12 protein-coding genes and 1 pseudogene are annotated in these 13,542 nt (G+C 69.7%); 10 read left to right on the top strand and 3 right to left on the bottom strand.

The window, feature by feature from the left end:
* Window positions 1-187 precede the first annotated feature (187 nt).
* Window positions 188-1,168, top strand: coding sequence for a Bug family tripartite tricarboxylate transporter substrate binding protein (locus ACIY1X_RS18765; RefSeq protein ID WP_399683388.1), 981 nt, complete (start codon window positions 188-190; stop codon window positions 1,166-1,168).
* Window positions 1,169-1,208: 40 nt separating this feature from the next.
* Here ACIY1X_RS18765 and ACIY1X_RS18770 read toward each other — a convergent pair whose 3' ends face one another.
* A complete protein-coding gene (locus ACIY1X_RS18770; RefSeq protein ID WP_399683390.1) occupies window positions 1,209-2,087 on the bottom strand; it encodes an HpcH/HpaI aldolase/citrate lyase family protein in 879 nt (292 codons plus the stop codon).
* A gap of 75 nt (window positions 2,088-2,162) precedes the next feature.
* Window positions 2,163-3,110, bottom strand: coding sequence for a LysR family transcriptional regulator (locus ACIY1X_RS18775; RefSeq protein WP_399683392.1), 948 nt, complete (start codon window positions 3,108-3,110; stop codon window positions 2,163-2,165).
* Between the two features lie 70 nt (window positions 3,111-3,180).
* Between ACIY1X_RS18775 and ACIY1X_RS18780 the strand changes: the two genes are divergently transcribed.
* From ACIY1X_RS18780 to ACIY1X_RS18820, 9 genes are read left to right on the top strand one after another with little or no spacing between them, the layout of a single operon-like run.
* Window positions 3,181-4,371, top strand: a complete 1,191-nt coding sequence (locus ACIY1X_RS18780; RefSeq protein WP_399683393.1) for a CaiB/BaiF CoA transferase family protein — start codon at window positions 3,181-3,183, stop codon at window positions 4,369-4,371.
* Complete coding sequence (locus ACIY1X_RS18785) at window positions 4,365-5,084, top strand: nitroreductase (protein WP_399683395.1); 720 nt, start codon at window positions 4,365-4,367, stop codon at window positions 5,082-5,084. The genes ACIY1X_RS18780 and ACIY1X_RS18785 overlap by 7 nt, the downstream gene beginning before the upstream one ends.
* A complete protein-coding gene (locus ACIY1X_RS18790; protein WP_399683398.1) occupies window positions 5,081-5,989 on the top strand; it encodes an acetaldehyde dehydrogenase (acetylating) in 909 nt (302 codons plus the stop codon). The genes ACIY1X_RS18785 and ACIY1X_RS18790 overlap by 4 nt, the downstream gene beginning before the upstream one ends.
* The gene (dmpG, locus tag ACIY1X_RS18795; protein ID WP_399683401.1) at window positions 5,986-7,044 is read left to right on the top strand and encodes a 4-hydroxy-2-oxovalerate aldolase; all 1,059 of its coding nucleotides are present in this window, start codon (window positions 5,986-5,988) and stop codon (window positions 7,042-7,044) included. Before ACIY1X_RS18790 ends, dmpG begins: the two co-directional genes overlap by 4 nt.
* The gene (locus ACIY1X_RS18800; RefSeq protein WP_399683403.1) at window positions 7,041-8,093 is read left to right on the top strand and encodes an amidohydrolase family protein; all 1,053 of its coding nucleotides are present in this window, start codon (window positions 7,041-7,043) and stop codon (window positions 8,091-8,093) included. Before dmpG ends, ACIY1X_RS18800 begins: the two co-directional genes overlap by 4 nt.
* A gap of 44 nt (window positions 8,094-8,137) precedes the next feature.
* A complete protein-coding gene (locus tag ACIY1X_RS18805) occupies window positions 8,138-9,112 on the top strand; it encodes a Bug family tripartite tricarboxylate transporter substrate binding protein (RefSeq protein ID WP_399683406.1) in 975 nt (324 codons plus the stop codon).
* 12 nt (window positions 9,113-9,124) lie between these two features.
* Window positions 9,125-10,225 (top strand): flavin reductase family protein, encoded by a 1,101-nt coding sequence (locus tag ACIY1X_RS18810; protein WP_399683409.1) that lies wholly within the window; start codon window positions 9,125-9,127, stop codon window positions 10,223-10,225.
* Window positions 10,222-11,589, top strand: coding sequence for an NtaA/DmoA family FMN-dependent monooxygenase (locus tag ACIY1X_RS18815; protein WP_399683411.1), 1,368 nt, complete (start codon window positions 10,222-10,224; stop codon window positions 11,587-11,589). Before ACIY1X_RS18810 ends, ACIY1X_RS18815 begins: the two co-directional genes overlap by 4 nt.
* Entirely contained in the window at window positions 11,586-13,319 is a 1,734-nt protein-coding gene (locus ACIY1X_RS18820) for an IlvD/Edd family dehydratase (RefSeq protein ID WP_399683413.1), read from the top strand. Before ACIY1X_RS18815 ends, ACIY1X_RS18820 begins: the two co-directional genes overlap by 4 nt.
* A 14-nt stretch (window positions 13,320-13,333) precedes the next feature.
* Here the strand turns inward: ACIY1X_RS18820 and ACIY1X_RS18825 are convergent.
* Window positions 13,334-13,542 (bottom strand): annotated as a pseudogene (locus tag ACIY1X_RS18825) (acetate kinase); the annotation flags it as partial.

Here is a 13,542-nt window from a genome sequence, read left to right on the forward strand (position 1 = left end):
CTGGTGTGCGGGTTCTTCATCGATCTGGTGAATGCGGTGGTGATCGGGGTGATGGGGCGCTGAGCTGTGGCAGGACGAAGCCGGCGCATTAGCGGAGCCTATCGGGCATATAAGCCGCCGGCCGACGCCGGAGCGGGCTGCATTGCATAAGGTCCTGCATCTCCGTTCCACTCGCTGCCCGATCGCCATGCAACGCCGCCACTTTCTCCAATCCGGCGCAGGTGCCCTGCTCTGCGCGCCCTTTTCCCATCCGTCGGCCAGCCCGTCCTGGCCGCAGAGGCCGGTGCGCCTGGTGGTCGGCTTCCCGCCCGGCCAGAGTTCCGATCTGCTGGCGCGCACGTACGCCGCACCCCTCTCAAGGCTGCTGGGGCAGCCCGTCATCATCGACAACAAATCGGGTGCCAACGGGTCGCTGGGCGCGCAGGAGGTCAAGCGATCCCGGCCCGACGGTCATACCCTGCTGTTCGGCACATCCGGGCAACTGAGCATCAATCCGGCGCTGCAGAAGAACCTGCCGTTCGACCCTCTGAGCGATTTCGAGCCCGTCGGCCTGCTGGCCCGGGGCGCCCTGTTCCTGGTGGCCCATCCCGACTTCGCCGCCGGCAGCGTGCAGGAGCTGCTGGCGCTGGCGACAGCCAGGCCCGGCGCCATCGACTACGGCTCGGGCGGTGTCGGCGTCACCGGCCACCTGGCCATGGAACTCCTGCAGTCCATCTCGGGCACGCGGCTCAACCATGTTCCGTACAACGGCTCGCCCGCGGCGTTGAACGACCTGATGGCCAGCCGCATCCCCTTGATGATGGAAAGCGGGCAGGCCTGCCTTCCGCACGTGAAGTCCGGGCGGCTCAAGGCGCTGGCCTGCAGTTCGGCAAAGCGGGTCGCCGCATTTCCTTCGGTGCCGTCGGTGGCGGAGCAGGGCGTGGCGGGCTACGACGTGTCCGCCTGGAACGCCATCATGGCCCCGGCCGGAACCCCCGCGGACATATGCGGCAAGCTGCACGCCGCCATCGGCCAGGCCAACATGGATCCGCTGGTGATCGAGACCCTGCATGCCGCCGGTGGGGAAGCCGCCGTTTCGACGTCTCCGTCGGAGTTCGGCCAGGTTCTCCAGGCCGAGATCGCGCAGTGGAAGCGCGTCGTGACGCAGCGGGGCATCACGGTCGACTGAGCCGGGCGAGCGGCGGCGGCGGCGAGAGACGCTCGGAACGTCAGAACTGCTGCGCGAGCGACAGCACGTCCCTCGCGCGCACTACGATCGGGTCGTCGATCATGCGGCCGTCCAGCAGGAACGCACCCTCGCCGCGTTCGCTGCGCTCGGCCGCCGCCTCGACGACGCGCAGTGCCCAGGTCTGCTCGGCCTGCGTCGGGCGGTACACATCCAGGATGACGGCGATCTGCCCGGGATGGATCGCCGCTTTGCTGCCATACCCGAGGGCCTTGCCGCGCTGTGCGCTGGCGCGCAGCCCCTCCACATCAGCCGCGTCCGTGAACACGGTGTCGACCGGCCTGGCCAGGCCGGCTGCGCGGGAGGCGAGCGCGATCATGGCTCGCGGCATGCTGCCTTCGGCTTCGTCCCGCGTCCATTCGATCCCGAGGTCCGTCGTCAGATCGCCCATGCCGAACGACAGGCGCACGGGCCGCGACAGCCCGGCGCGCGCGATGTCCAGCACGTTGACGCTGCCGAGGGCCGTCTCGATCGTCGCGCACAGTGGAATGCGTCCCGGAGGAAGCCCCGCGTCGCGCTCGGCATCGGCCAGCGCCGCGTCGAAGGCCCGCAGCGCGTCCACCGTATCCACCTTGGGCGCCACGATGCCGGCCAGGCCGGGACGGACGACGGCGGCCAGGTCCTCGCGGCCGCAGCCCATGCCGAAGCCTCGCGCCACCTGCAGGGGGTTGATCCGCACCTGGCAGACGCCCGGCCGCTCGAGCATCAGCTCGACCGCGCCGCGGCGGGCAGCCTCCTTCTCGGCGCCAGGTACGGCGTCCTCGATGTCGACCAGGAGCGAGGAGCAGCCGAGCGAAGCCGCCTTCTCGCGCAGGCGCGCCACATGACCGGGCACGAACAGGGGTGCAATGCTGTTATTCATGCCGCCATTGGGAAATCAGGCGCCCGCAGCAGCAAGGCGGCGGGGCCTATGCACTTCATAACGGGGGCTTATTTCTCAGAGGGTCGCCTGCTGCGGCACGGTGGCGCGGTAGATCCGTTCCACCCGCTTGCGCAGCCAGAGGTTGCCCGGGTCGTGATGGAAGCGCTCGTGCCACACGATGCGCGTCACCACCGTTCCGAGGTCCACCGGCAGGGGATGCGCCCGCAGATGGAACAGCTTGGACAGGTGTCCCGCCACATGCTGCGGCGCCGTGAACAGCAGGTCGGACTGCTCCACCGCGCCGCAGGCGGCGAAATGATTGGCCACGGTCAGAGCGATCCGCCGGTGGATGCCCTGCAGTTCGAGCCGCTGGCGGATCGGATCGACGGCATCCGAAGTACGCGGCACCATCACGTGCGGCGCCGTACGGTAGTCGTCGACGGTCACGGGCTTGCGCGCCCACCGCCCCCGAAGGGAGGTCAGGCAGACGAAGGCGTACTCGCCCAGCCGTTGCTGGCGCAGCGCCACGTCGGTGCCGTGCAGCGTGCCGGCCGCCAGGTCGATCTCGCCCTGCTCGAGGGCCTCCTGCATCTGCGCAATGGCCGGCCGTGCGCTGCGCAGGCTGCAGCCGGGTGCCTCCCGCAGCAGTTCCCCGCTCAGGCGCGGGAGCACCATGAACTCCGCGATGTCGGTGAAGCTCACGATGAACTCGCGGGTGGCGGACCGCGGATCGAACGCCTTGGGCTGCTGCGAGATCAGCTCGATGTCCCGCGTCAGCCGGACCACTGCCGCCTCGAGCGCCATCGCACGGGGCGTCGGATAGAGGCGGTTCCCGCTGCGCACGAACAGGGGATCGGCGAAATACTCGCGCAGACGCTTGAGGTTCTGGCTCACCGAAGGCTGGCTCACACCCAGCCGCTCGGCGGCCTTCGAGACCTGCCCGGTGTCGAACAGCGCCTTCAGCGTGTGCACCATGGTCAGGTCCACCTTGGCGGCCGCGCCGGGTCTGTTTCGCAAGTTCATAACCATTACTTATAGCATCGATAGGCCCGCCCATCTGGCCCATGCAGCAGGGCACGCGTTCAATGCCGTCATGGCTGCGAACCCCCAACCCCATCCCGTGCTGACCGGCATCCGCGTGCTGGACCTCAGCGCCTACATCGCCGGCCCATACGGCTGCACGCTGCTGGCCGACCTCGGCGCCGACGTCGTGAAGATCGAGCCGCCCTCGGGCGACAACCTGCGCAACTACCCGTCCACGCTCGAAGGCGAATGCCGCCTGTTCCTCGGCGCCAACCGGGGAAAGCGCAGCATCGCGATCGACCTGAAGACGGCCGAGGGCCTGGCGCTGCTCAAGGAACTCGTCGCGCAGGCGGACGTGCTGGTCCACAACTTCCGCAACGGCGTGGCCGAACGGCTCGGCCTGGGTTACGAGGACCTGAAGGCATCCCATCCGGGCCTCGTCTACGCAAGTCTCAGCGGCTACGGCAACAGCGGCCCGCTGCAAAGGACGGCCGGCTTCGACCAGGTGCTGCAGGCGATGACGGGCATCTGCGTCGGGCAGGCTGCCGAGGGCGAGGCGCCGCAGGTGGTGCATGGCTCCGTCGTCGACTACTACGCGGCCTCGCTGCTCGCGCTGGGCGTCACGAGCGCGCTGTTCCACCGGGAACGGACCGGCCGGGGACAGCAGGTGAGCACGTCGCTGCTGTCCGCGGCGCTGTGCATGCAGTCCGGGCGCTTCGTCTGGGGCGAGCGCGAGGACGCCGATGCCGATCGCAACATCCGCTCCACGGGCGTGAACACCATCTTCCCCACCCGGGACGGGCACATCTACATCTCCGCGACCACGCCCCATTTCTGGCAGGCGCTGTGCCGCATCGTGGGCTGCGAGGACATGGCCACGGACCCGCGCTACGACAGCGTGCGCAAGCGCTCTGCCGCGGTGCAGGAGATCACCGCGCGCCTGACGGCGGCGCTCGCGAGCCGCACCGCGCAGGAGTGGGAAGCGCTGCTGCGCCCGGAGGTCCCCTGCGCCGTCGCAGCACGCATCGAAGCGATGTTCGATCATCCGCAGGTGCTGGCCGAAGAGCACGTCGGCGTGTACAGCCACCCGGAAGTCGGCACCTACCGCGGCTTCCGGATACCGATCCGCTACACCGATTCGCCCCTGGCACAGCCCCGCTCGGCCCCCGCGCTCGGCGAGCACACGCGGGAAGTGCTGCGCGAAGCGGGCATCGGCGAGGACCGCATCGCCCGCCTGCAGGAAGCGGGCGCCGTATGCTGATGTCCTCCCCGCCTGCCCCTGCGCAGGACGTCGCCGCCACGACAGCGCTGGATGCCATCACCAGCCGCCGCAGCATCCGCGCCTTCCGGCCCGACCCCGTGTCGCGCGACACCATCGAGACGCTGCTGAGGCTCGCCGGCACGGCGCCCAGCGGCAGCAACATCCAGCCCTGGAGCGTGCACGTCGTGCAGGGCGACAAGCGCCGGGAACTGTCGGGCCTGCTGCTCCAGGCCCACCATGCCGGCGTCGAGCCGACACCGGAGTACCAGTACTACCCCAAGGTCTGGCGCCCCGTGTTCCTCGAGCGGCGGCGCCAGACCGGCTGGCTCCTGTACGAATCGCTGGGCATCCGGCGCGGCGACCGCGAGGCCGCGCATGCCTACCGCGGCAGCAACTACGACTTCTTCGGCGCGCCGGCGGGCCTGATCGTGACGATCGGACGCGACATGGAGCACGGCAGCTGGATCGACGTGGGCGCCTTCGTGCAGACCTTCATGATCGCCGCCCGGACCTTCGGCCTGCACACCTGCGCGCAGGCCGCGTTCGCGAACTACGGCGACCTGGTGCGCGCTGCCCTGGGCATTCCCGGCAGCGAGGTCGTCGTCTGCGGCATATCGATCGGCCACGCCGACCTCGCACATCCCGCGAACCGCACGCGAACGCCGCGCGCCGAGATCGGCGCCTTCACGACCTTCCACTGGAGCGAAGCATGACGACTGAACGGATCGCCTGCGCGATCATCGGGTCCGGCAACATCGGCACGGACCTCCTCTACAAGCTGATGCGCAGCCCGGCGCTGCGGCCCGCCTGGATGGTCGGCATCGACGAAGGGTCGGAAGGCCTGCGGCGTGCACGCGACCTCGGGGTGCGGACCACCGCCGGGGGCATCGACGACCTGCTTCCCCACATCGCGGCAGACGGCGTGAGGATCGCTTTCGATGCGACGAGCGCGTACGCACATGCGGAGAACGCGCGCAAGCTGAATGCGCTGGGCGTCAGGGTGATCGATCTCACCCCCGCCGCCGTCGGTCCGCTGTGCTTTCCGACCATCAACCTGGAAGCGCTTGCGGCGCAGGGCGCCGACAACGTCAACATGGTCTCTTGCGCCGGCCAGGCCACGGTACCCGTGGTGAAAGCCGTCGCGCAGGTGCAGCCGGTGGACTACGCCGAGATCGTCGCGAGCCTCTCCTCCCGCTCCGTCGGCCCGGGCACGCGCGCCAACCTCGACGAATTCACCTACACCACCTCGAACGCGCTGGTACAGGCGGGCGGTGCGCGCCGGGGCAAGGCCATGTCCGTCATCAACCCGGCCGATCCGCCGGTGATCATGCGCAACACCATCTACTGCGTGACGGACGACGCGCCGGACGAAGCCCGGATCTCCGACAGCGTGCGCGCGATGGTCGAGCAGGTGCAGGCCTACGTTCCTGGCTACCGGCTGGTGAACGGCCCCGTGTTCGAGGACCGGCGGGTCGCCGTCTACATGGAGGTCGCAGGTGCCGGCGACTTCCTGCCGCGCTACGCCGGCAACCTGGACATCATGACCGCCGCGGCCACCCGCACCGCAGAAGCCTTCGCCCACGCCATGGCCCGCCAGCACGAAGGAGCCACGCCATGACCCGACCCCGCTTCCACGGCGGCCGCGTGCTGCTGCATGACATGTGCCTGCGCGACGGCATGCATGCCAAGCGCGACCAGATCACGATCGATCAGATGGTGCAGGTCGCCACCGCGCTGGACGCCGCGGGCGTGCCGCTGATCCAGGTGACGCACGGCATGGGCGTGGGCGGCAACTCGCTGCTGCACGGCTTCGCGCTGCACAGCAACGAGGCGTATCTCGAGGCCGTCGTGCCGAGGATGACGCAGGCGAAGGTATCCGTGCTGCTGGTGCCCGGCATCGGCACCATGAAGGAGCTGGAGTCCGCCTACGGGTGCGGCGCCCGCAGCGTTCACGTGGCGACGCTCTGCACCGAAGCCGACACCGCGCCGCAGCACATCGCGCTGGCACGCAAGCTGGGCATGGACACCACGGGCTTCCTCATGATGGCGCACCTGGCCGAGCCGGCCCGGCTGGCGCGGGAGGGCAGGCTGATGGAGGCGGCGGGAGCCCAGACCATCTACATCACCGACTCCGCCGGCCACATGCTGCCGCACGAAGTCACCGCCGCCGTGCAGGCCCTGCGCGACACCCTGCAGCCCGACACCGAGATCGGTTTCCACGGCCATCACAACCTGGGCATGGGCGTGGCCAACTCGATCGCCGCGATCGAGGCCGGCGCGTCCCGCATCGATGCCTCGGTGGCGGGCCTGGGCGCGGGAGCGGGCAACACGCCGCTGGAAGTGCTGGCGGCCGTCTGCGACCGCATGGGCATCGACACCGGCGTCGACCTGTTCGCGCTGATGGACCTGGCCGAGGACGTGATCGTGCCGCTGATGGACCAGCAGGTGCGCGTGGACCGCGAATCCCTCACGCTGGGCTATGCCGGCCTGTACTCCACCTTCCTGCTGCCGGCGCGCAAGGCCGCCAGGCAGTTCGGCGTGTCGACGAGGGACATCCTGGTGGAACTCGGCCGCATGAAGGTGGTGGGCGGCCAGGAGGACATGATCGAGGACACCGCGTTGACGCTGGCCCGGCGCGCTGCGGAACGCGGACGGACGGAGGCAGCGCGATGACGAACGCGATGTTCGCCTCCGGCGCCGGTCCGCGCGAGTTCGGGCGGATCTACCCGCCCGACCGGGCATGGCTGGCGCGCCAGGCCGCCGAACCGGCGATCGACTCGCAGCTGCCCATCATCGACACGCACTTCCACTTCATCGACGTGCCCGGCCTGCGCTACATGGGCAGCGACTGGGCGGCGGAACAGGCGGCCTGCGGCCACCGCATCGTCGGCAGCGTGTACGCGGAAGCGCAGACCGGCTATCGCAGCAGCGGCCCCGAGGCGTTGCGCCCGGTGGGCGAAGTGGAGCTCGTGGTGCAGGAGACGCGCGGCCGTCCCGCCATGGCGATGGGCATCGTGGGCCATGCGGACCTGATGCTCGGCAGCGCCGTGGAGGAGACGCTCGCCGCCCAGATGGAAGCCGGCGAAGGCCGCTTCAGAGGCATCCGCTACGCCCTGGCCTCCGATCCCCATCCGGGCATCGTCGTACACCACCGGCCGCCGGATGACTGGGCCACCAACGGCCGCCTGCACGATGGTCTGCGCGTCCTGCAGAGGCTGGGCCTTTCCTTCGACGCGTGGGCGTTCTTCCACCAGCAGGACCAGGTGGCGGCGCTGGCGCGCAGACATGCCGACCTGAACATCGTGGCACTGCACTGCGGGGGCCTGCTCGGCTACGGGCCCTACGCCGGCCGGGCCGACGAAGTCTTCGGCGTGTGGCGCAGCCACATGGCCCTGCTGGCAGCCTGCCCCAACGTCAGCATCAAGCTCGGCGGCATCCTCGGCAGGCTGGCCGCCTACGACTACCTCAACACCGAGGCGCCCGAACCCTCGAGCGCGCTCGCCTCGGCCGTGCGCCCCTACATGCTGACGCTGATCGATCTGTTCGGCCCGGACCGCTGCATGTTCGAGAGCAACTACCCCGTGGACACCGTCGTCACCGGGTACGGCGTGCTGTGGAACACCTTCAAGCGCGTCACCGCCGGTTTCACCGGCGACGAAAAGCTTGCCATGTACGGCGGCACCGCCAGGCGCGTCTACCGGCTCGATCCGGCGTCCGGCTGACACCCGGCGCACGCCTTCCGCTTCATTCCAACAGGAGACACACCATGAACAGTCCGTCCCGCAGCCGACGCCTGCTGCTGCAAGCCGCCCTGGCCGCCAGCCTGCCGCCCATGTGCGGCATGGCCCTTGCACAGCAGGCCTGGCGCCCCACCCAGCCCGTGAAGCTGATCGTGCCGTTCGCACCCGGCGGCGGCGCGGACATCATCGCCCGCATGCTGTCCGACCATCTGGGCCGCGAACTGGGGCAACCCGTGGTCGTGGACAACAAGGCCGGCGCCAGCGGCTCCATCGGCTCCGAGTTCGTCTACCGCGCGCCGCCCGACGGCTACACGCTGCTGGTGGGCACGCTGGACTCGCAGGCCATGTACCCGCACCTGCGTCAGGTCGGATTCGACTCCGCCAGGTACGCGGCGGTCGGAGGGGTCGCGCAGATGGCCTACGTGCTGATGGGAAGGGCCGGCATGCCGCCGACGCTGGCCGCGCTGCGTGAGCGGCTCGGCACCACCCAGGCCAGCTATGGCAGCGGCGGCGCCGGGTCCGCGCTGCATGTGCTCACCGAGCTCTTCGGGCGGGAGACGGGCGCGAAGCTGCTGCACGTTCCCTACAAGGGCGCGGGGCCCGCGCTGCAGGATCTCCTGGCCGGTCAGATCGACCTGATGATGGTGCCGCTGGCCACCGCTCCGCAGTACCGCGGCAAGCTGGTGACCTATGCGGTCACCTCCGCCGAACGCAATCCGGCCATGAAGGAGGCACCCACGTTCAAGGAGCTCGGCCTCGACGTGGTCGGCGAGTCCTGGTCCGCCCTGCTGGCGCCTCCGGGCACACCGGCGCCGGTGGTCGGCAGGCTGTCGGAGGCGTTGTCCAGGGTGCTGGCCACGCCACAGGTCAACGCCAGGATCCTCGAGCTCGGCATGACGCCGATCACGCTCACGCAGCCGGCGTTCGCCCGCTATTACGCCGACGAGTACCGCAAGTGGGGGGAAGTCATCAGCACCGCCCACATCACGGTGGACAACTGAAGGGGCTGCTGCATGGCCATCGACCAAGTCACGGCTTTCGACAAGCGCGAACTGCGCAGCGTGCTGGGCGCATTCACCACCGGCGTCACGATCGTCACCACGCGCGATGGCGAGGGCCGCACGCACGGCCTGACCGCCAACTCCTTCAGCTCGGTCTCGCTCGATCCGCCTCTGGTGCTCTGGAGCCAGTCGCTCGGCTCCTCCAGCTACGAGGCGTTCAGGGACAGCGGCCACTTCGCCATCAACATCCTGGCCGACGACCAGGTCGCCCTCTCCAACCGGTTCGCGACGTCGGGCGCCGACAAGTTCGCCAACCTGGCCTGCCGCGAAGGCGTCGGCGGTGTCCCGGTGCTGCCGGGCACGGCCGCGCACCTGGAATGCGCCAAGGTGGCGGCCTACCCGGGCGGCGACCACGTGGTGTACCTGGGGCGGGTCGAGCGCGTCGGCCGCTCCGGTCGCCGGCCCCTGGCCTTCTCCGGTGGACGGTACATGGTGCCCTACGCGCATGAACTGGGACCGATGAGCCTGCTGCTCAGCGGCATCGAGCCCGTGAGCGTGCCGGCGCTTCGCCTGGTCCAGCGCGCACTGCCCGCGATCGCGGAGACGGTGGGGCAGCACACGCTGCTGCTGGGTGCATGGGGCAACCATGGGCCGACCATCGTGCACTGGGAGCCTTCCGCACGCCCTGTCAGCCGCTTCTTCCCGCCGGGACTGGTGGTCAGCCCCACCCGCACCACGACGGGCATCGCCTTCTCGGCCTGGCTGCCGGACAGCGTGACGCGCGACTTCGTCGCCGAGGACCTCCGCCAATGGCGCGGCCCCGACGAGGACGAAGCAGGCCAGCGCGACCGCTTCGACGCCGTGATCGCCGAGACGCGCCGGTACGGCCTGGCGCGCGTGGTCGACCAGGAGCCCTCCAGGCTCCACCGCATCCCCACCGTCGCGTTCGCCGCGCCGATCCACGATGCGAGCGGCGCCATGGTCCTGTCACTGGCCATGGTCGCCCCGGCCGAGCAGCTTTCCTGCGACTGGGACGGCGCTGCGCCGACCGCGCTGCTGCGAGCCACTCACCATCTGTCCCAACAGCTCGCCGCCCTGGGAGCACCCGCATGAAACGCCACCTCCTCGTCAATGCCTTTTCCTGCGCCGCGCCGGCGCACACCTGGTCCGGCCTGTGGACCCATCCCGATTCGAACGGGGCCGCGTACAACACGCTTGCGTACTGGATGGAGATGGCGCAGACCTGTGAAGAAGGCCTGCTCGACGGCGTCTTCATCGCCGACGCGCTGGGCGTCCCGGACGTCTACGAGGGCAAGCCGGATGCCATGCTGCGATCCGGCAGCTTCTGCCCGAGCCTCGATCCCATGATGCTGGTGCCGGCGATGGCCGCCGTGACGAAGCACCTGAGCTTCGGCATCACCGGGAACACCAGCTACGAGACTCCGTACCTCCTCGCGCGCCGCTTCTCCACCCTGGACCACCTCACGAACGGGCGGATCGCCTGGAACGTCGTGTCCGGCGTGCTCGACGCCACGGCGCGCGGCGTGGGCCTGAAGCAGATGGCGCCGCATGACGAACGCTACGCGGTGGCCGACGAGTACATGGATCTCGTCTATGCGCTGTGGGAAGGCAGCTGGGGCGACCGGGCCGTGGTGCGGGATCGCGAGAACAAGACATATGCCGATCCGGCGCACGTGCGCGCTGTGCACCACGCAGGCCGGTATTTCCGGTGCGACGCCATCCACATGTCGGAGCCCTCCGCTCAACGCACGCCGCTGATCTATTCCGCCGGAGCATCGGCCGCCGGGCTCGAATTCGTCGGCCGGCACTCCGAATGCGCCTTCGTCGCCTTCGGGGCACGGGAGTTCGTGCGCAAGCAGGTGCGCCAGATCCGCGACAAGGCCGCGACGAACGGACGCGACCCGGCGGACATCCGGGTGTTCGTGCCCGCCACCATCATCGTCGGCCGGACCGACGCCGAGGCCGATGAGATCGTGCGAGAGTGCGAGCGCCATTCCAACCTCGAGGGCAACCTTGCCGGCCGGGCCGCGGCCACCGGCATCGACTACTCGAAGTACCCGCTCGACGAGCCGGTCCCCAACGCCAGGACCAATGCCGGACAGGGCGTCAGCGCCGGGCTGTCGAGTGCTGCCGACAAGCCGCTGACGGTACGCGACCTGGGAAGGTTCGGGCCAGGGCGCGATCTCTTTCTTGCCGGATCGGCGTCGACGGTCGCCGACAAGCTGATCGAGTGGTGCGAGGACACTGGGGTGGAAGGCCTGAACATCACGCGCGCACTGGAACCGCTGGTGCTGCGCAACTTCTGCCGGCTGCTGGTTCCCGAACTCCAGGCGCGCGGCGCCTTCAAGACGGCGTATGCGCAGGGAACGATTCGAGAGAAGCTGTTTCCCGGGCGGGGCAGCCGGCTGCCGGCGCAGCACCCGGCCGCGCGGCACCGACAGGAGGTGGACGCATGAAGGGCGGCAAGAGCAGGCCGGAAGCGCTGCGCAGCCGGGACTGGTTCGGCCGCGAGGGCAAGCACGGCTTCGCCTATCGCAGCTGGATGAAGGGCAAGGGCGTGCCGGACGACCAGTTCGACGGCCGGCCGGTCATCGGCATCTGCAACACCTTCAGCGAGCTGACACCCTGCAACTCGCACTTCCGCACGCTGGCCGAGCAGGTGAAGGTCGGCGTGTACGAGGCCGGCGGCTTCCCGCTCGAATTCCCCGTCATGTCGCTGGGCGAGACCATGCTGCGGCCCACCGCAATGCTCTATCGCAACCTGGCATCGATGGACGTGGAGGAATCGATCCGCGGCAATCCGATCGACGGGGTGGTGCTGCTGATGGGCTGCGACAAGACCACGCCCGCGCTCACCATGGGCGCAGCCTCCGTCGACCTGCCGACCATCGGCGTCTCCGGCGGACCGATGCTCAGCGGCAAGTGGCGCGGGCAGGAACTCGGCTCGGGCACCGGCCTGTTCCAGATGAGCGAGCAAGTGCGGGCGGGCACGCTGAAGCTCTCCGAGTTTCACGAAGCCGAGAGCTGCATGCACCGCAGCCACGGCCACTGCATGACCATGGGAACCGCCTCCACGATGGCGTGCATGGTGGAGGCGCTGGGGCTCGGCCTGCCGGGCAACGCAGCCTACCCCGCGGTCGACGGCCGGCGCAACGTCCTGGCGCGCCAGGCCGGGCGACGCATCGTGGACATGGTGCGCGAGGACATGAGGCTGTCGCGCATCCTGACGCGGCAGGCCTTCGAGAATGCCATCCGCGTGCTGGCGGCGATCGGGGGCTCCACGAACGCAGTGATTCACCTGATCGCGATCGCGCGGCGCATCGGCGTCGAACTCGGCCTCGACGACTTCGACCGGCTCGCCGGCGATCTGCCCTGCCTGGTGAACCTGCAGCCCTCCGGCAAGCACCTGATGGAGGACTTCTGCTATGCCGGGGGCCTTCCGGCGGTGATGAAGGAGATGGCTCCCCTGCTGCACCTCGACGCACCGACGGTGACCGGCAGCACGCTCGGCGAGAACATCGCCCAGGCCCGGAACTGGAACAGCGAGGTCATCCTGCCGCTGGCGGAGCCTTTCAAGCCCCACGCCGGCATCGCGGTGCTGCGCGGCAACCTGGCGCCGCGCGGCGCCGTCATCAAGCCCAGCGCCGCCAGCCCCGCGCTGATGCGGCACCGCGGCCGTGCCGTCGTTTTCGAGGACATCGAGGACTTCCATCGACGCATCGGCGACGATGACCTGGACGTCGACGAGACCTGCGTGCTGGTCCTGAAGAACTGCGGGCCGAAGGGCTACCCGGGCATGGCCGAGGTCGGCAACATGCCGCTGCCGCCCAAGCTGCTGCGCAAGGGCGTCACCGACATGGTGCGGATCAGCGACGCGCGCATGAGCGGCACCGCCTATGGAACGGTGGTGCTGCATACGGCGCCGGAGGCGGCCGCCGGCGGGCCGCTGGCGCTGGTGCGCAACGGCGACATGATCGAACTGGACGTGGCGGCGCGCCGCCTGCACCTGGAAGTCGACGATGCCGAACTGGCGCAGCGCCGCGCTGCATGGCGGCCGCCCGACCCACCGCTGTCCTCGGGCTACTGGAAGCTGTACGTGGACCATGTTCTCCAGGCCGACGAGGGCGTGGACCTGGATTTCCTGGTCGGCAAGCGCGGCGCCCCGGTGCTGAGGGACAGCCACTAGGAGTGGCCGGCGGGCTACGCCGTCAGCCTTGCCGCATCCCGCGCCGCCACCCACTCCTCGTTAGTCGGCTCCACCGCCACATCGACCCGGCTTTCCGACGTGCCGATGCGCGCCGCATGGGCCCGGTTCGCCGCCTCGTCCACCTCCACGCCCAGCCACGCCAGCGCGTCGCACACGCGCGCCCGGATGGCCGGCTGGTGCTCGCCGACGCCGGCCGTGAACA

This window comes from Xenophilus sp. (assembly GCF_044462705.1).
Lineage (GTDB): Bacteria > Pseudomonadota > Gammaproteobacteria > Burkholderiales > Burkholderiaceae_C > Xenophilus > Xenophilus azovorans.